The organism is Pontixanthobacter rizhaonensis (assembly GCF_012972675.1).
Taxonomy (GTDB): domain Bacteria; phylum Pseudomonadota; class Alphaproteobacteria; order Sphingomonadales; family Sphingomonadaceae; genus Pontixanthobacter; species Pontixanthobacter rizhaonensis.
Genome location: NZ_JABCRE010000004.1, coordinates 69,033 through 86,788 on the forward strand (window position 1 = coordinate 69,033; position 17,756 = coordinate 86,788).

The 17,756-nt window shown below is 56.4% G+C and carries 17 protein-coding genes, 1 tRNA gene and 1 pseudogene; 13 read left to right on the forward strand and 6 right to left on the reverse strand.

The genetic code is table 11. The features are described 5' to 3' along the window. Nucleotides 1-82 precede the first annotated feature (82 nt). A complete protein-coding gene (locus HKD42_RS13120; RefSeq protein ID WP_170014239.1) occupies nt 83-478 on the forward strand; it encodes a hypothetical protein in 396 nt (131 codons plus the stop codon). Between the two features lie 88 nt (nt 479-566). On the opposite strand, the gene HKD42_RS13125 is transcribed toward HKD42_RS13120, so the two are convergent. From HKD42_RS13125 to hflK, 3 genes are all read right to left on the reverse strand, one after another. Beyond that, nucleotides 567-2,081, reverse strand: a complete 1,515-nt coding sequence (locus HKD42_RS13125) for a Do family serine endopeptidase (protein WP_343042412.1) — start codon at nt 2,079-2,081, stop codon at nt 567-569. 135 nt (nt 2,082-2,216) lie between these two features. After that, the gene (hflC, locus tag HKD42_RS13130; RefSeq protein WP_170014241.1) at nt 2,217-3,053 is read right to left on the reverse strand and encodes a protease modulator HflC; all 837 of its coding nucleotides are present in this window, start codon (nt 3,051-3,053) and stop codon (nt 2,217-2,219) included. Between the two features lies 1 nt (nt 3,054). Then, nucleotides 3,055-4,215: a protease modulator HflK gene (hflK, locus tag HKD42_RS13135; protein ID WP_246237130.1), complete on the reverse strand. Its 1,161-nt coding sequence runs from the start codon at nt 4,213-4,215 to the stop codon at nt 3,055-3,057. A gap of 145 nt (nt 4,216-4,360) precedes the next feature. On the opposite strand from hflK, the gene HKD42_RS13140 reads away from it, so the two are divergent. The 4 genes from HKD42_RS13140 to HKD42_RS13155 are packed head-to-tail and all read left to right on the forward strand — an operon-like array spanning nt 4,361 to nt 10,143. Beyond that, entirely contained in the window at nt 4,361-5,341 is a 981-nt protein-coding gene (locus HKD42_RS13140) for an Mrp/NBP35 family ATP-binding protein (RefSeq protein WP_170014243.1), read from the forward strand. Nucleotides 5,342-5,343: 2 nt separating this feature from the next. Next, nucleotides 5,344-7,629, forward strand: a complete 2,286-nt coding sequence (locus HKD42_RS13145) for a molybdopterin cofactor-binding domain-containing protein (protein WP_170014245.1) — start codon at nt 5,344-5,346, stop codon at nt 7,627-7,629. A gap of 6 nt (nt 7,630-7,635) precedes the next feature. Next, nucleotides 7,636-8,676, forward strand: a complete 1,041-nt coding sequence (gene hemH / locus HKD42_RS13150) for a ferrochelatase (protein WP_170014247.1) — start codon at nt 7,636-7,638, stop codon at nt 8,674-8,676. Nucleotides 8,677-8,715: 39 nt separating this feature from the next. Next, the gene (locus HKD42_RS13155) at nt 8,716-10,143 is read left to right on the forward strand and encodes a cytochrome P450 (RefSeq protein ID WP_170014249.1); all 1,428 of its coding nucleotides are present in this window, start codon (nt 8,716-8,718) and stop codon (nt 10,141-10,143) included. A 1-nt stretch (nt 10,144) separates the two neighbouring features. On the opposite strand, the gene HKD42_RS13160 is transcribed toward HKD42_RS13155, so the two are convergent. After that, on the reverse strand, nt 10,145-10,315 hold the full coding sequence (locus HKD42_RS13160) for a DUF1674 domain-containing protein (RefSeq protein ID WP_170014251.1): 171 nt from the start codon (nt 10,313-10,315) through the stop codon (nt 10,145-10,147). Between the two features lie 76 nt (nt 10,316-10,391). Here HKD42_RS13160 and HKD42_RS13165 point away from each other — a divergent pair, with 76 nt between their 5' ends. Together HKD42_RS13165 and HKD42_RS13170 are read left to right on the forward strand one after the other, a co-directional pair. Continuing rightward, nucleotides 10,392-11,639: an RsmB/NOP family class I SAM-dependent RNA methyltransferase gene (locus tag HKD42_RS13165; RefSeq protein ID WP_170014253.1), complete on the forward strand. Its 1,248-nt coding sequence runs from the start codon at nt 10,392-10,394 to the stop codon at nt 11,637-11,639. Nucleotides 11,640-11,670: 31 nt separating this feature from the next. After that, a complete protein-coding gene (locus HKD42_RS13170; protein WP_170014255.1) occupies nt 11,671-12,141 on the forward strand; it encodes a DM13 domain-containing protein in 471 nt (156 codons plus the stop codon). On the opposite strand, the gene HKD42_RS13175 is transcribed toward HKD42_RS13170, so the two are convergent. Both HKD42_RS13175 and msrA read right to left on the reverse strand, forming a co-directional pair. Beyond that, nucleotides 12,138-12,971 (reverse strand): hypothetical protein, encoded by an 834-nt coding sequence (locus tag HKD42_RS13175; protein ID WP_170014257.1) that lies wholly within the window; start codon nt 12,969-12,971, stop codon nt 12,138-12,140. The genes HKD42_RS13170 and HKD42_RS13175 overlap by 4 nt on opposite strands. Nucleotides 12,972-12,984: 13 nt before the next feature. After that, a complete protein-coding gene (gene msrA, locus HKD42_RS13180; RefSeq protein WP_170014259.1) occupies nt 12,985-13,521 on the reverse strand; it encodes a peptide-methionine (S)-S-oxide reductase MsrA in 537 nt (178 codons plus the stop codon). A 126-nt stretch (nt 13,522-13,647) separates the two neighbouring features. Between msrA and HKD42_RS13185 the strand changes: the two genes are divergently transcribed. From HKD42_RS13185 to HKD42_RS13205, 6 genes and pseudogenes are all read left to right on the forward strand, one after another. After that, nucleotides 13,648-14,493, forward strand: a complete 846-nt coding sequence (locus tag HKD42_RS13185; protein WP_170014261.1) for a class I SAM-dependent methyltransferase — start codon at nt 13,648-13,650, stop codon at nt 14,491-14,493. 16 nt (nt 14,494-14,509) lie between these two features. Further along, entirely contained in the window at nt 14,510-15,361 is an 852-nt protein-coding gene (gene aguB / locus HKD42_RS13190) for an N-carbamoylputrescine amidase (RefSeq protein ID WP_170014263.1), read from the forward strand. A 21-nt stretch (nt 15,362-15,382) separates the two neighbouring features. Beyond that, nucleotides 15,383-15,868, forward strand: a complete 486-nt coding sequence (gene folK, locus HKD42_RS13195; protein WP_170014265.1) for a 2-amino-4-hydroxy-6-hydroxymethyldihydropteridine diphosphokinase — start codon at nt 15,383-15,385, stop codon at nt 15,866-15,868. A gap of 14 nt (nt 15,869-15,882) precedes the next feature. Continuing rightward, nucleotides 15,883-15,958: transfer RNA gene (locus HKD42_RS13200), tRNA-Lys, on the forward strand. Nucleotides 15,959-16,140: 182 nt separating this feature from the next. Next, nucleotides 16,141-16,299: pseudogene (locus HKD42_RS13490) on the forward strand (DUF6538 domain-containing protein); the annotation flags it as partial. 12 nt (nt 16,300-16,311) lie between these two features. Next, nucleotides 16,312-17,544, forward strand: coding sequence for a site-specific integrase (locus tag HKD42_RS13205; protein ID WP_170014267.1), 1,233 nt, complete (start codon nt 16,312-16,314; stop codon nt 17,542-17,544). The last annotated feature ends 212 nt before the right edge of the window (nt 17,545-17,756 follow it).

Genomic DNA, 17,756 nt, shown 5'->3' on the forward strand with positions numbered 1-17,756 from the left:
GATTGTGACCCAAATCACAGCGACACCGCTGCAATGAAGTACCGATTGGATATTGATTTCATTCTTATGATGAGGGGAATTTATGTCTATTCGCTTTACTGCTTTGGCGGCGCTGTTGATCGCGTCATCGTCTGCTTCCGCAAGTTATCGTACATCGGTTGATGATGACGGGTGCTGGGATGCCAAAACATCCAACCGAACCAAGTGTCTGCAGCAAACAGATCATAATTGGGAAAACGGCAAAATCACGGTCACGTACAGTAATGTGTGCGATCAGCGGATATATGCCAAAGTTTGTCACGATCAGGACGACGGTACGCCCGATTGCGGGGCATTTGGAATTCGCGGTAACAGCAATTACAAATACTACACGTACCGGGCGACGGGTGACGTTGAGTATAATGCCGTAGGTTCCACCAATTCTTCATTCGACTGGGTCTGCAAGAAGCGTTGGAATATGAAGGTCAACGGTTCATAAAATGCGCTGATCTAGTCTCTCGAACACAAAAAGGCCCCCTGTCGTTATCCGGCAGGGGGCCTTTTGATATAGCGGGTGTGCCTGGCGCTTACCGCAACCGGATCGCGATGTAGCGGGCCGGTTGGCCGCGGCGCTGCACCCGCAGCAGAACAGCATCACGATTTGCGGTTTTGGCTTCGTCTACGATGGCTTCCAGACTGGCGATGCTATCAACCGACTTATAGTTCGCGCTGAGGATAACATCCCGGCGGCGCAAACCTTTGCGGGCGGCGTCGGAATTCGGATCGACCCGGGCGATGGCAAGACCGCTAGTGTCTGCCGGAGAGCCCAACTGGCGGTTAATCGCCGGTGTCAGCGGAACCACTTGCAAACCAAGTGTTTCTTCCAGCTGGCCACTATCGGCCGAATCTGGAACTGTCTCTTCGTCTTCCGGATCAGCAAACATTTGCTGCTGGCGCATTTCTTCTTCGCTCGGACGTTTGCCGATTGTGGCGGTAACCGTGCGGCGCTTACCTTCACGGTAAAGCGCAATCGGGATTTCCGTACCAGGCGCAATATTGGCCACTAGGAACGACAATGTTTGTTCAGACGTGACCTTCTTGTTGTTCACTTCCACCACAATATCGCCAGCGCGTATGCCGGCTTTGTCGGCTGCAGCGTCTGGAGATACGGCTTGAACAAATTCGCCAACATTCTTTTCAAGGCCAAGCGAATCCGCCAGATCTTCGTCTACAGGCTGGATGCTGACGCCCAAGAAGCCGCGTTCGATATCCTGGCCTTCGCGCAATTGAGCGACGATAGGTTTGGCAACTTCTGCTGGAATGGCAAAGCCGATGCCCACGCTGCCGCCTGATGGCGAGAAGATGGCGTTGTTAATGCCGATCACATTGCCCTGCATATCAAACATAGGCCCGCCCGAGTTACCCCGGTTAATACTGGCATCTGTTTGAATATAGCGATCATAAGCCCCGGAACCTGTATTCCGCGATACCGCCGAAACGATGCCGGACGTTACTGTTCCGCCAAGGCCAAACGGGTTGCCGATGGCAATGACCCAGTCACCGACACGGGCTTGATCGGAATCGCCGAATTTCACGAACGGGAAGGCTTCGCTGCGATTGATTTTCAGAACCGCAAGATCGGATGCTGCATCAGCGCCAACCAGTTCCGCATCATATTCCTTGCCATCAGGCATAGTAACGGTGATTTCTTCGACCGTGCCGCGGCCATTTGGGCTGACGACGTGATTGTTGGTCACAACAAAACCATCAGCCGAAATGATAAACCCGGAACCCAGCGATTGGGCTTCCCGTGTTTGCGGAGTGTTTTGGCCTTGGCCCGGACGGCGCAGACCAAACAGATCGGCAATCGAATTACCGCGCGACACTTCGATCCGTTGGCGGGTAGAAATGTTGACCACAGCGGGTTGCAGCTGAGCTGTCAGATCAGCAAAACTCTCCGGCGCACCGGCGCGCGGCACGGCGCGCTGCATCTCGATGCCTTCGTTAACAGCAGTTTGCGCGCCAGCGGGGAAACCGCCAACCATTGTTACAGCTGCGCCGCCAATCAGCAGCGCGGAAGTTAATCCATAAGCATATCGCACAGGCTTCACGTCCTTTTATTCCTCTTCATCTCTAGGCGCTCAATCGGCGCTGTATCCCACCACACCTACCAACGGTAAATTGGCTGAACGCTGTTTGAACGGCGTTGCTGGCCAATTGTTGCAATCGACAAACGACTAACGCTGTCCTCTGAACTGCCTGAGATATTCATTCTCGGTAGACAGCACGAGCCCGTTTTCAGGGCCACCTTCGCGCTTGGCAAATGTGGTGTCATAGCTCTGCATGGCACGGTAGAAATCATAAAAGCCGGGATCCTTGCCAAATGCATCGGCATAGGTTTTTGCGGCTTCGGCATCGGCTTCAGCGCGAATGATCACGGCGTCACGCTGCCCTTGCGCACGGATAGTACGCGCTTCCCGCGCACGGTCGGTTTCCATTCGGGCAAATGCGGATGTCAGCGGCGCACCATCGGGCAAGTCGGTGCGTTTAATCTGCACATCGATGACTTCTGCGCCATATTGGGCGGCCTGACGGTCCAGATTGGCCCGGACATTGGCCAAGGCCGATCCGCGTTCTGCGGTCAACATCGCTTGGAATGTCCGGCGGCCAAGTTCCTGCCGCAGCACGGAGTTCAAGATTGGCTCAAGCGCGACCCGCACGCCGCCAGTATCACCGGCACGTTCGACCATCCGCACGGGATTGACGATCCGGAAGCGGGCATAGGCATTTACCAGCAATCGTTGCTGGTCGTTGGACAAGACTTCCTCGTCAGTCATTTCCAAGTCGAGCACCCGCTTTTCAACGCGGCGGGCTGTTTCGATGAAGGGCACCTTGAAGTACAGGCCTGCAGCACTCTCGCCGCCTGGCGTGTTGACTGTTCGCACGGGTTCACCCGTCCGGATGACCACCACTTGCTCTTCTTCCGGCACGATATAAGCGCTGGAGAATAAGGCCACCAAAACTATGCCAAATGCGATGAACGGGCCGCGATAGTTATTCCAAAGGTTTTCCATCTTACTGTCCCTCCGCATTTGGTTCTGCTGGAGCCGGTGCAGGTGCGGGGGGTGTTGCGGCACGCTTCCTCAGTTCCGGCAGTGGCAGGTACGGTGTTACGTTGCCGCCCTCGACGATTGTTTTGTCAGTCTGGCTCAAAACACGCTCCATTGTCTCGTAATAGAGCCGCTGGCGGGTGACTTCTGGCGCCAGCCGGTACTGTTCATAGACCTTGTTAAACGCTTCGGCCTCACCCTCTGCTGTCGCGAGAACCTGCTGTGCGTAACCGCGTGCGGTGTTCCTTGCGCCGTCAGCGTTTTGTTCTGCAACAGACACGTCACGGAAGGCGTCGACAACTTCTGATGGCGGGTCGGCCTTATCAATTTCAACACCGATTACCGCGATGCCGGCTTGATATGTATCGAGTGTCGCTTGCATCCTTTCGCGGACATCCTGCTCGATTTCTGCACGGCCTTGACCGGAGAAAGTATCATCGAGAGTTTTTTCAGCGACCGAAGCACGCATGGCGGCCTCTGCAACCTCGTTCACAGTCTCGATCGGTTCGACAAGACGAAACTTGAAAGCTTCCAAATCCTTGATGTTCCAACGGACAATGTAGCTGAGATCGACCAAGTTTTGATCGCCGGTCAGGATCAGCTTTGCATTTTCGCCAGAGGTTGGAATACGAACAGCGCGAACACCCTGTACGTCTTCAATATCGACCGTCTCGATCGGATAGGGGAATGAGAATTTCAAACCCGGTTCCAGCGTCCGGCTGTAACTGCCCAGGGTTTTCACCACGGCCCGCTCTTTCGGACCAACCAAATGGAAACTGCTGAGCAGCACGGCCACTACGACAATGATGATCGCGATCAGCGGGAACCAGCTTTTGCCGCCCGGGCGCTGCGGTATCTGGAAGTTTGGACCACCGGGGCCGCCTCCACCCTTTCGGGGGCCTTCCGGGCCGCGTTTTTTGAAGATGTCTTCAATGTTGGCACTGCGGCGCGGTTCATCTCCGCCGCCGGAACCACCGGGAAGCCACGGGTTGCGCGGGCCGCCGGATTTACCGCCGCCTTCTCCGCTGCCGGCTCCATCCGAGCTTCCGTCACCATTTCCGCCCCAAGGGCTTTTGCCAGCCATAGCCAGCCCGACATTCTTTGCGAAATCACCAAAATTGCTCATACCTACGTTATAGGTGCGCGGCGCGGGAAAAACAGAGGGGTTTGTACGATTTTCTGTGCTGTTGGTCTGACAGGGGGCCGACATTGGGTATTCTGCGGCCCGCGCCCGTTGCGGTTTGGCGCGGCAGCTCTTAGGAAACCGCGCGATGGACGAACAATCACTCAAAGCCCGCTTGCCCGATTCTATTGCAGAACGTGTGCGCAATATCGTGGTCAAAGAAGGCCGTGTGACGCTGGTCCTCGATGCCTCTGGATTTGAACCAGATCGCCGCAGCGGGATTGAATCCGCGGTGAAAGAAATTATCGGTGAGGCAGATGGCGTTACCGAAGTGCGCGTTGCCATGATGGCCGATAAGCCCGCCGCGCCAACAATCATTGCGGTCGGGTCTGGTAAAGGCGGCGTGGGCAAATCAACGCTTACAGCCAATCTGGCGGTCGCATTGAAGCGGATGGGTAAGAAAGTCGGCGTCGTTGATGCCGATGTTTACGGACCATCCCAGCCGACAATTTTCGATAACAAAGGCGCAAAGCCTGAAGCACGTGACGAGAAGCTGGTCCCTGTTCCCAGCCGTCACGGTATTTCTGTTCTGTCGATGGGCCACTTGGTTGAACCGGGCCAAGCGTTGGCATGGCGCGGGCCGATGGCCGGTAATGCGATGGCGCAATTGGTAGATGCGCATTGGGGTGACGTAGAGTTACTGTTGATTGATTTGCCGCCGGGCACGGGCGATGTCCAGCTTACCATGTTGTCAAAATTCAAACCTGCCGGAGCGGTGATTGTATCAACGCCTCAGGACTTGGCTTTGATTGATGCACAGCGGGCGGCCAACCTGTTCGATTCGGGTAAAGTGCCGATCATTGGCTTAGTTGAGAATATGTCGGGCTACGCCTGCCCGAGTTGCGGTGAGGTGAGCAACCCATTTGGTACCGGCGGCGTGGAGGCAGCATCTGACGCCACAGATATTCCATTCCTTGGCCGCATCCCGCTGGCAATCGATATCCGAACATCGAGCGATGCCGGTGAACCGCTGGCTGGCAGCGATAGCCCGGATGCCGAAGCATTCCATGCGATCGCGGGCAAGTTGGCTGCGTGGCTGGATAATCCAGTACCGGCAGGGGCAAACTGAGGATGCATATCAGCCGCCGCGGAGTGCTAGTGGGCGCAGCCGTTGGCGGTGGCTTGCTGGTGGCGTGGACCTTGCGGCCGCGCAGTTTTCCCACTCCGCTGGAGGCAGGAAACGGCGAATATGCGTTTGATGCATGGCTGAAAATTGCCACAGACGGGGTGGTAACAGTCGCAGTACCGCAGCTGGAAATGGGGCAGGGCGTTAGCACTCTTCTACCGCAGATCGTGGCGGTAGAGCTGGGCGCAGATTGGCGGCAAGTCGCGGTTGAGCCGGCCCCGCCAAGCGGCGCCTATGCCAATGTTCCACTGGCCGCAAAATGGTCGGCGCTATGGGCACCAGCATTGTCTGGTTCGATTGATGACAGCACCGATATTCTGGCAACCCGCTATGCCCAGCTGTCACGATTTTCCGCAACAGCAGATGGCACAGCCTTGGCCGCTTATGAGCGCCCGTGCCGGTTGGCCGCAGCCTCGGCGCGTGCCGTGCTGACGGCAGAGGCGGCAGAACGATGGGGCGTTCCGATAGAAGAATGCCAAGCACGATCGGGCTTTATCACGCATGACGGTAAAGAAGCCCGTTTCGCAGAATTGGTAGAAGGTGCCGCAGCGCGGGAAGCGCCCAGTCCGCCGCCACTGAAACCAGAATACGCTTATGAAACACCGATACCCGGACAGGCTGACGCGCCGACTGATTATCCGCGCTTGGATTTGCCATCGAAAGTAGATGGCACGCATCTGTTTGCAGGCGATGTCCGGTTGCCTGACATGGTCTATGCCGCAATCAAACATGGACCGCTTGAAAAGGCGGAATTGGTCGAATTCGATAGCAGCGCCGTTGCTGGCAATGACCGGGTTGTTGGCGTTGTTGAAGGCAAGCGCTGGCTGGCTGCTGTCGCAACCGACTGGTGGAGCGCGGACCAAGCGGTCGAAGCGATGAAGCCTCGTTTTGACGTACAGGGTCTGGCCAATAGCGATTCCGTACCGGAGCTGTTGCAAGAGGCGGCGCGCAGCGGAAAGGCATATCGCATCGCGCGGCGGGGCGATAATGACGATGCCTTGGGTGAGCCGGATATTGCGCGGCGATACTCGATCGCACCGGCGGTTCATGCACCGCTGGAAACTGCGACAGCGACTGCCCGATATGCTGATGGCCGGTTGGAACTGTGGATCGCGAGCCAAGCGCCGGAGCGGGCGCGTGAAGCTGCCGCTAAGGCGATTGGACTGTCGATAGAAGACGTCATTCTGTATCCAATGCCAGCCGGTGGCAGTTTTGACCGGCGGCTGGAGCATGATCATGCAATTGAAGTGGCTTTGATTGCGAAGGAAATCTCCAAAGACCAACCCCGTCCTGTCCAACTGGTATGGTCACGCTGGCAAGAGCAATTGGCTGGTATCCCGCGTACCCCTGCAGCTGCATTGGTCTGGGCAAAACTTCGCGATGGCGGCAATGGCTTTATCGAAGGATTGAGTTTTCGCATTGCGACGCCGCCGACAGCCTTGGAAAGCGGCCAGCGCTTGTTTGAAAACAAAACCCGGTGGGCGGCCAGAAACGCTGTGTCGGGCAAGGCCGATGCAATGGCCGTAGAAGGAGCGATGCCGCCATACGGTATTGCGGATGTTGCGGTGGACCACGTGCCGACGCAAATCAGCCATTCGACTGCCAGAATGCGGGGCAATGCGCATGGCTACACCGCATTTTTTGTAGAGAGCTTCATCGATGAAACCGCAGCTATGTTTGGCCGCGAACCCTTGTCCTATCGGATCGAGATGCTGGGGCAGGATGTGCGTCTGGTATCCTGCTTGCAGCGCGCGGCCCGGCTGGCGGAATGGGATGGTGGGCGCGACCAGAGCGGGCAGGGGCTTGCTTGCCACAAGATGACCTTCGGTGACGCCGAAGGCCGGATCGCGTGTATCGCCACTGCAAAGCGGGATGAAGGCGGCGTTCGAGTGTCTAAAATCAGCGCTGCAGTGGACATTGGCCGGATCGTGAATTTGGACATTGCCCGCCAACAGATAGAAGGCGGGCTGATCTTCGGCCTATCGCTCGCACTGGGGTCTGCGACGTCTTACAATGGCGGTTTGCCGACCAATCAGCGATTGGCTCAATTGGACTTACCCATATTGGCAAACTCGCCAGAAATCGCAGTGGATTTTATCGATAGTGAGCAAGATCCTTTCGATCCCGGGGAACTAGGAGCCGCAGTATGCGCTCCTGCTATAGCAAATGCGTTATTTTCTGCGACCGGGCTGCGTTTTCGCCGCCTGCCGCTGTTCTCTGAAGGGTTTTAACCGAACATGACATGGCAGCCACAAGCCTTGCCGAGCGATCACCCCGCTGTTCACAGCGGCAATGTGGGGGTGCTGGTTGTCAATCTGGGCACGCCAGAGGCACCCACGCCCAAAGCCGTGAAGACATATTTGAAAGAGTTTTTGTCTGACCGGCGGGTGGTAGAGATCCCTCCCATCGCCTGGCAGCCGATTTTGCGCGGAATTATCCTGAACACACGGCCCAAAAAATCGGCCCATGCCTATCAGCAAGTCTGGACGGAGGATGGATCGCCTTTGGCTTTCATCACCAAAGCACAGGCGGAAGGTTTGCAGGAACGGCTGGGTGCCGGTGTTCATGTGGAATGGGCGATGCGTTACGGCAAGCCGACCATTGGTGATCAGCTGCAGAAGCTGATGGATGCGGGGTGCGACCGTATTCTTCTCGCACCGCTCTATCCGCAATATTCGGGAGCCACGACAGCAACCGTGGTCGATAAAGCGGCAGACAAGCTGAAGGCGATGCGGTGGCAGACAGCCTTGCGCACATTGCCGCCTTATCATGACGATCCTGCCTATATTGGCGCGCTGGTCAGTGATCTAACCACCCAATTGGAAGGGTTGGACTTTACGCCAGAAGTGCTGCTGCTCAGTTTTCACGGGATGCCGCAGCGCACGCATGATCTGGGCGATCCCTATCATTGCCATTGCCGCAAGACCGCCCGGCTGGTCAGCGAAGCAATGGCGGACCATCCCCTCGTCACAGGCGGGATGCGGATTGAAACGAGCTTTCAGTCCCGCTTCGGCCCGGCCAAATGGCTGGAGCCTGCAACCGATGATACGCTGGAAGCAGAGGCTGCGGCGGGTACAAAACGGCTGGCGATTGCCGCGCCGGGTTTTTCCGCTGATTGTCTGGAAACTCTGGAAGAGCTGGTGATCCAAGGCAAAGAACAATTTCAAGATGCCGGCGGAGAGGATTTCGCAGTGCTGTCTTGCCTCAACACCAGCGCCCCCGGAATGGATATGCTGGAGCATATTATCAGGCGGGAATTGTCAGGCTGGACAGGTTAGAGCGAATTACTTACACTCCTGTCAGTAAGAGAGGAAACCATGGCTACACTTGCACAGACGCCCGATTCCCAACCGGGCTCCGCACCTGATACCGATCAGTTTGCCCCCAAGCATTGGGCTGAACGCCTTCCCGCTGACGCGCTTGATCATATTCCGGGCGATGACGGCCTGCCGATCGTCGGTAACACGTTCAAGATGCTCGCTGATCCCGCCAAATTTGGATATGCGATGATTGCAAAATACGGCAATGTCTATCGCAACCGCGCCTTTGGTACGCGCCAAGTGGCTTTGTTTGGCGCCGACGCCAACGAGTTGATGCTGTTTGACCGCAATAAGATATTTTCATCGGAGCAAGGCTGGGGGGCGGTGCTCGACAAGCTGTTCCCGCGCGGGTTGATGCTGATGGATTTTGCCCATCACCGGGCGGACCGAAAAGCCTTGTCGATAGCGTTCAAACCCGGCCCGATGCGGCATTATTCGGATGCGCTTAATCGCGGTATTTCACAGCAGGTTGCCACGTGGGCGGATACGCCGATGAAATTCTATCCGGCGATCAAAAAGCTCACTCTCGACTTGGCTGCGGACAGTTTTATCGGCCTGCCATGGGGCCCGGAATCGGATAAAATCAACGAAGCGTTTGTCTATATGGTGCAGGCATCGGTTGCCCCCATCCGGAAGCCATTGCCGTTTACGTTGATGCGCAAGGGCGTGAAGGGCCGCGAATTCCTGGTGGATTATTTCACCAAAGAAACACTGCGCCGGCGCAAAGAAGGCGGCGGGCAGGATATGTTTAGCCAATTCGCAACCGCAACCCGCGAAGATGGCGAGCTGCTTCCGGTTGACGAGGTTGTCGATCACATGAACTTCCTGATGATGGCCGCGCATGACACGATCACATCATCGGCAACGTCACTGATCTGGTTGCTAGCGAAAAATCCCGAATGGCAGGACAAGCTGCGGCAAGAAATTCTGGCAGTAACCGGCGGCCATGATGCAGATGGTAACCCGCGCGATCTGTCTTATGATGATCTGGGTAAGCTGGATCTCACCGAAATGGCATTTAAGGAAGCGTTGCGATTGATACCGCCGGTCCCATCCATGCCGCGCCGGGCGCTGAAAGAGTTTGAATTTGGAGGGCACCGTATCCCTGCGGGCACTCCGGTTGGTATCAGTATTGCCGGTGTCCATATGATGGAAGAACATTGGCCGGAACCGACCAAGTTTGATCCGATGCGGTTTACCCCGGACAAGGTGAAGGCCCGCCATAAATATGCGTGGGTCCCGTTTGGCGGTGGCGCGCATATGTGCCTTGGCCTGCACTTCGCCTATATGCAGATCAAAATTCTGATGGCGCAGGTTCTCACCCGCTACCAGATCGAGATTGCGGAAGGGTATGATCCGGAATGGAAGCCGTGGCCAATCCCGCAGCCCAAAGATGGCCTGAACGTCACCTTCAAATCACTCTGATCTAAAAATCGATGGCAATCCCGTCTTTCTCCCAGTCGCCATAGCGGGTGGGGGATAGATCGCGGGGTTCGTCTTTAAGAGGGTCCACGGCTTTGGGCTGGGGCGCTGGATCATTGGTCCAGTGAGCCGGTTTCTTGAAGCCATCGGGTCGTTTGGTCGCGCGCTGTGTCATGGTTTCTCAATGCGCCGGGTGGCGATTGGTTTCAAGGCGCTGTATGGGCGCGGTGATATGACAGATATTTCTCCTCATGAGTGACGTTCCCGGACTGCCGTCCCGCCGCGCTGCGCTCAAAATGATCGATGCGGTGCTCCACCGCGGTGAAACGCTTGAGCAGGTGGAGCGTAATGCCAACCGCCATATTCGCGGGGCAGCCGATCAGGCACTATCGCGAGCGATAGCGGGGGAGGCCTTGCGCTGGCTGACCGATATCGACACGATGATCGACAGCGCTATGCAAAAGCCCTTGCCGCATGATGCCAAAACCCGGTCTGTTTTGCGGTTGATGCTGGCGCAGTGGTTGCGCTTGGACACACCGCCCCATGCGGTCATTGCAACCGCCTTGCCTCTGCTAACCGGCGGACCACGGCGTTTGGCGCATGGTGTATTTTCGACCCTGACCAAGCGGGAGGGTTTGGCCTTGCCCGATGCACCAACGCTGCCAGAGGACGTGGCGGATCGTTGGGGCGATCGCGCTGATGCTATCGCGGCTGGCCTCGTGACACCGCCGCCACTCGATCTGGCACTGAAGGATTGGTCGCAAACGGAGGCAATGGCCGAAATGATGGGCGGGGTCAGCCTTGCACCCGGACATATCCGTTTGCCGCGCGGTACACCGGTGGATCAATTGCCCGGTTTCAAAGATGGTGATTGGTGGGTGCAGGATTTGGCTGCATCTTTGCCCGCTCGGCTGTTGGGTGCAGGGGCCTCCGATTCCGGGCCAAAACGTGTGTTGGACCTATGCGCCGCGCCGGGCGGTAAGACGCTGCAACTGGCTGCTGCCGGGTGGCAAGTCACGGCTTTGGATATAAGTGAGCGCAGGTTGGGCAAGGTGCGCCAGAACTTGGACCGTACAGGCCTTCAGGCGGAAATTATCAAGGCCAATGCGCTGTCATGGCAGCCTGCCAAACAATTCGACGCGATCCTGCTGGACGCGCCTTGCACAGCGACGGGCACAGCACGCCGCCACCCCGACGTTGTTCACCGCATAGGGGATCGGCAGATCGAGGAGCAGGCTGAACTGCAAAACGCTCTGCTAGAACGTGCTAGCGGATGGCTGCCCGATGGTGCCACGTTGATTTATGCTGTCTGCTCACTCGAAAATGCCGAAGGGATCGCACAGGCAGACAGTGTCGGTCTGAAGCAAGCACCCATCACCAGCAACGAACTGCCTGACGGGCTGGAGCCGACCGATGATGGCTGGCTGCGCACTGATCCGGGTATGTTGGGCGATGCTGGCGGGCTGGACGGGTTCTTTGTCGGGCGCTGGGTGAAATAATCCGCTAAGACTGGCGAGGTTGGAGAGAGTTATGAAACGCGTATTGTTGTTAACCGCCACACATATTGCCGCGCTCGGCATCGGGTTTGGTCTTGGGATATATCTTCTGCCTATCCTGATTGCGGAGCCTGCCCCGGAGGCAGCCGTTCTGGAACAAGAGGCTGCCGCTGCTGAATTTAGCGCAGAACTGACCCGTGACTTGCGAGGCAGCGACGGCTTGCACTGGGGTGAGGGGACCATCAGTATTTCTGCAAACCGCATTGTCCATCAAGGCGCGCTTGCGCCGGGCCCTGACTACATGGTCTACCTGACCAAACAATTTGTCGAGCATGAGGACGAGTTTGGGCCGATTAAATCGCAAGCCGTGCGGATTGGTTCTGTGAAAAGTTTCGATGGTTTTCTGCTCGATATCCCGGCGGATGTGAATATCGAAGAGTACTCGACCGTGGTTATCTGGTGCGAGACGTTCGGTGAGTTCATCACCGCTGCGCAATACCGCTAATTGCTGGCGAATGTCAGCCTGATGTGAGTGCAATCGCGCCCTCCTTGGCGCACTATGGCTGTCACAGAGCCGCCGCCGGTATCGACCTGTTCCACTTGGAACGGCTGGCCCAATTCGACATAGCTGGTGAAGCGCATTTCCCCGCCGGTTATCCGCAGCGGTCTTTCGGGCTGGGTCAAATGGAGAAACTGATGGGCGGCTTCGGCAAGATGCGTGGCATTCACATGATCGCCTGATCCGCTCATGTAAGGGTGCGCAGGCGGGAAGGCATTGTCCATCGTCATCAGGCCTGTTGTCGCGGGCGTTTTACCGCTGTGTAAGGGCGCAATCAGGGCAGGGCCAATGCCGGCTGAACCAACCGCCTCAGGCGCGGCGAAGGCGAACTTTGAGATATCCAGCGCATCGGCGCCGTTTTGTTTGGCTTTTGCCCGCCATGCTTCAAAATCACGCGTCCGGAATTCCACACCCTTGCTTAGCATGGAACAAATTTCACGGTCATGGGCGTCAAACAGAGTGAGGCGGCTCATAAGCTTGCCGTCTTCAGTGACAGCATCCGATACACCACGGGCGAACCCGCCGACATCGGCCATGCCGCAGCTCCAACGTGTCCATGTCAGCGCTGTCCATTTGGTACCGTCAAAGGCGCCGCTTTCCATCCCGCATTCCACACTTGCCCAGAATTGCAGATTTTGGACTGCAATGGGATGGTGGGGATGCAGCGCCAGCCACGGCCATGCATCCTGATCCGTAGAGCAACGAAAACTGATCGACCCATCGCCATGCATGACACGATCATACGTGAATTGTTTATCAGGGTGGATGTTACTCATGCGCTGGCGGTATCTAGCTTTTCACCTTGTCCTGAAAGCTCTTGCGCAGCTTCATGATTTTGGGCGGGATCACGGCGAGGCAATAGGGATTGCTCTTGCCTTCACCTTCCCAATATTCCTGATGATACCCTTCTGCCGGATACCAGGTATCGGCGGTTTCCACAGTTGTCACAGCTGTTCCTGAATTTCCATCGTTCCAACGGCCAATCGCGGCGTCTGCCTCTGCGCGCTGGGCATCGTTTAGGGGAAAAATCGCACTACGGTACTGCGTGCCTATGTCGCCGCCCTGACGGTTCAATTGGGTTGGATCATGCGTGCCCAGAAATACGTCATAGATTTCTGCAAGCGAAATCACATCGGTATCGAAGGTTACCCGTATTCCCTCGGCATGGCCGGTGGTCCCCGTGCACACCTCTTTGTAAGTCGGGTTTTGCGTTGTGCCGCCAATATAGCCGCTTTCCACTTCGCTGACGCCAATCACGTCGCGGAACACGGCCTCTGTGCACCAAAAGCATCCACCTGCAATAATTGCTTGTTCGCTATTTGCCATAGGTCGGTACTCGCTTTTCTTGTCGTTTGTCTTGGAACACAGATAGGAACCGCGAGTTCCCTTGTCATCGCCTCATTCACGCTTAGAGTGCGGCCCACGTTTAACAAATATCCCCGGAGAGTGATTATGCGTTCTATTTTTGCAGCCACGGCAGTGCTTGCCGCTGCGGCTTTGGCTGCCCCCGCAATGGCTGATGGCCACAGCGAAAATGCGGAACTGGCAGCAGTGCTGGCGTCCGATATGCGCGGCGATGATGGGGCCCGTGACCAATATCGCAATCCTGCTGAAACTCTGGCGTTTTTTCAAATTGAACCAAATATGACAGTGGCGGAATACGGCCCTGGCGGCGGCTGGTACACTCGTGTGCTGGCGCCGTATTTGATGCCGTCAGGCAAATATATCGCGTTCAATCAGGACAGCGATGGCCGCGCCTATCGTACACGGGCTCAGGAAGCGCGCTCGAAGGGCTGGACAGAGAGTTTCAAGTCCAGCTTGGCAGAGATGATGGATGTGGAAGCTGACGCCGTTACAGCGTTTGAGACTGATGAAATGCCTGACGATGTGGCCGGCACAGTCGACCGCGTGGTTATTTTCCGTTCCATGCACGGCCTGAATATCGGCAACCGCGCCGATACTGTGCTGAAAGCGGCGCGGATGATGCTGAAAGATGACGGCATGGTCGGTGTGGTCCAGCACCGCGCCCCAGAGGGGGCCAGCTATGATGATTACGGTGCGCGTCAACGCGGCTATATGCGTAAGCAAGACGTTGTTGCGATCTTTGCAGCGAACGGGTTTGAACTTGCCGCGGAGAGCGAGATCAACGCCAACGCGAAAGATCCCGCAAATTGGGAGCGCGGCGTGTGGACGTTGCCCCCTGTGCTGGCAACCGGCAAAGATGATGCCAAACGGTCAGAATATATCGCCATCGGCGAAAGCGACCGGATGACACTGCTGTTCAAAAAGGCAGACTAATATTAAGGGCGGCGACATGACCGAAATTACTGTCGCCGCCCTTCAATTGCCGCTCGCCTCTGATGATGAGGCCGAGAATATCGATGCTGTGGCCCAGCTGGTAGAGCACGCCGCGCAGCGGGGGGCGCAGATCATCCAGCCGCCTGAGCTGTTTTCAGGCCCGTATTTTTGCCGTGAAGAAGACGAAGCGCTGTTCGCGCTCGCCCGTCCGACATTGGAACACCCCTCCGTCATCGCGATGCGCAAGCTGGCAAAAGCGCTCCGCGTGGCCATTCCTGTCAGTTTTTTTGAACGTGACGGGCATCACTTTTACAATACCATTGCGATGGTCGGCTGTGACGGGGATGTTCTCGGCACTTACCGGAAAAGCCACATCCCTGACGGCCCCGGTTATGAGGAGAAGTTCTATTTCCGGCCCGGCAATGGCGGCTTCAAGGTGTGGGAAGTGTTTGGCGCGACAATCGGCGTGGGTATTTGCTGGGATCAGTGGTATCCGGAATGCGCCCGCGCGATGGCGCTGATGGGCGCGGAGCTGCTGTTCTATCCTACCGCTATCGGATCGGAGCCCTATGATACGGAACTCGATACGAGCCGGATGTGGCGGCGTGCAATGCAAGGGCATGCTGTGTCGAACTGTATGCCGGTGATTGCAGCGAACCGGATCGGTGTGGAAGGTGACCAGACGTTTTACGGGCACAGCTTCATCGCGAATGAGTGGGGCGATTTGGTGTGTGAATTTGGCGCCGAAGAAGATGGCGTGCTTGTCTCCACCTTCGATCTGGCGAAAGCTGCGAAGCATAGGGCGGGTATGGGGTTCTTCCGTGATCGCCGGCCGCAGCTTTATGGGCGTCTATGCGAAGATATCTGATCACCTCAGCTATGTCGGCCGATGCATAAATACCTGATCGCTCTAGGCTCCAACATACGGCACCAGAACTTCGGCGCTCCCACGCAGGTGGTCCGGACAGCCGCGCATGATTTGGAGGCCTTGGGGAGCGTTCTAGCGGCTTCTAAAGCTATAGATAGCGCCCCTATTGGTCCATCAATCCGCACCTATGCGAACAGCGTGTTGGTATTGGAAACATTGCTGGAGCCAAAGCCATTGCTGGCGGCACTGAAGCGAATCGAGGCGCGATTCGGGGTGAGGCGCGGTCAGCGCTGGTCCTCGCGTGTGCTGGACCTCGATATTGTGCTGTGGAGCGGCGATATTTTTGCCGATTCGGAATTGCAGATTCCGCACCCTGAATTCCGCAATCGCCCCTTTGTTCTGGGGCCTGCAAGCAAGATTGCAGCCGATTGGCGCGACCCAATTACAGGATTAGCGATAAAACACTTGAATGCCCGCTTGACCAAGCCGCACACCATCCCTAGGTGACGCCTCCGGTGGATGGGCCCTTAGCTCAGTTGGTAGAGCAACTGACTTTTAATCAGTAGGTCGCTGGTTCGAACCCAGCAGGGCTCACCACCTTTTTGCAGACACCTGAAATCGTTGGAAAACCGTCGCCGAAACGGTCTCAAACCAGCGTTGTCTACACAGTCGGTCTACACAATCGAGATGACGATGCAGGCGAAAACGCTGAGGAATCATCATCTTTTACTCGACGTGATGTCTACACAAGGCGTCTACACAAACGCCTGCCAGCCATCGTGCGAAAGCGTCGAATCTATCATGTCAGAAAGCGTGTTCCGCACGGTCTAATCAAGACGATTGGCAAGCGGGAGATTTGGAAATCGCTGAGAACAGATTCCGAAAGTGAAGCTCGTCGAAGGTCGCACGCGGTTATTGCGGAGATCGAACAGAAACTTGAGCAGGCTCGATTGAGTATCGGACTGACTGTTGATCCGACGCTGCTTCAACCGTTGTCTCAACGGTCCGACCAATCGCTTCACACCGTTGAAAACAGCACGCTCGCCCGACGTGGTGAAGTCGCCGAGGAAAAGACGATTTCGGTAGGAGCGGTGCTAGAGCGTTTCTTGGCTGACCCAACTCAAGACTGGTCGCCCAGAACGAGGCTGGCGTATGAAACGACCAGTCGCTTCATGATCTCGATGATTGGTGCATCAACTCCAATCGGTCACATGACGAGGGCAGCCTGCCGCGAGTTTCTCGAAACCCTGCGCTTCCTTCCCAAGAATGCGTCACGGTCATTTCCTGACCTGACGCCAAAGCAGGCGTCGGACTACGCGAGATCGACAGGCTACGAGAATGTGATCAGTCCCTCGAATGCCAACATCTACATCAACAAAGTCTGCGTTGTTCTGAACTGGGCTGTTCGAGAGGGTTACCTCGAACGCAACCATCTGAAGGGTCTGCGACTTGCCGATCCAATCGCACGCGTAGATAAGCGTCTGCCATTCTCCCACCTTCAGCTTGAAGCGATGTTCAACGCCCCGCTGTTCACTGGGTGTCAGGATGACGAGCTTGGATATGCAAAGGCAGGCGGCAAGAGACCGAGAGGCACTCGTTTCTGGGTCATCCTGATCGCCCTCTATACTGGCATGCGCCTGAATGAGATTTGCCAATTGGACACAGCAGATGTCCGTGCATTTGAGGGCATTGCTTGCTTCTCAGTGTCCGAGAGGTCGCTGGTCGGCACAGATGACAAGCACTTGAAGACTCGCTCTAGCGAACGGGTCGTTCCGATCCATCCTGATTTGCTTAGCCTCGGTATCCTTGATTTCGTTGAGCAACGAAATGATGCTGGGCACGACAAGCTGTTTTTCGACATATGTGCGGGGCAGGATGGATTCCGCTCGACAGCATTCAGTAAGTGGTTTGTCCTGTTCTTGATCCACGCAAAGGCGCGCGAGCCCAAGACCAGCTTTCATTCCTTTCGGCACCTCTTTCGTGACGCGCTCCGTCAAGCAAAGGTGAGTCGTGAGATCGCGATGATTCTCGGAGGATGGGGAACAGGCACCAAGTCAGGGCTCGATGTAGCTGACTATTACGGGAAAGGGTTCGAGATATCTGTCTTAGCCGAAGCCATAGAGAAGCTTTCATTCGACCATATCAATGCGCTACGCGCCTTGATCACGTCGAGTAAAAGATGATGATTCCTCAGCGTTTTCGCCTGCATCGTCATCTCGATTGTGTAGACCGACTGTTTAGACAACGCTGGTTTGAGACCGTTTCGGCGACGGTTTTCCAACGATTTCAGGTGTCTGCAAAAAGGTGGTGAGCCCTGCTGGGTTTTCGATGATGTGACCGTGGGACAGAGCTTTGAGGCACGCTTGCTTCGCTTGTGGGGAGCGTTGATTGAAGC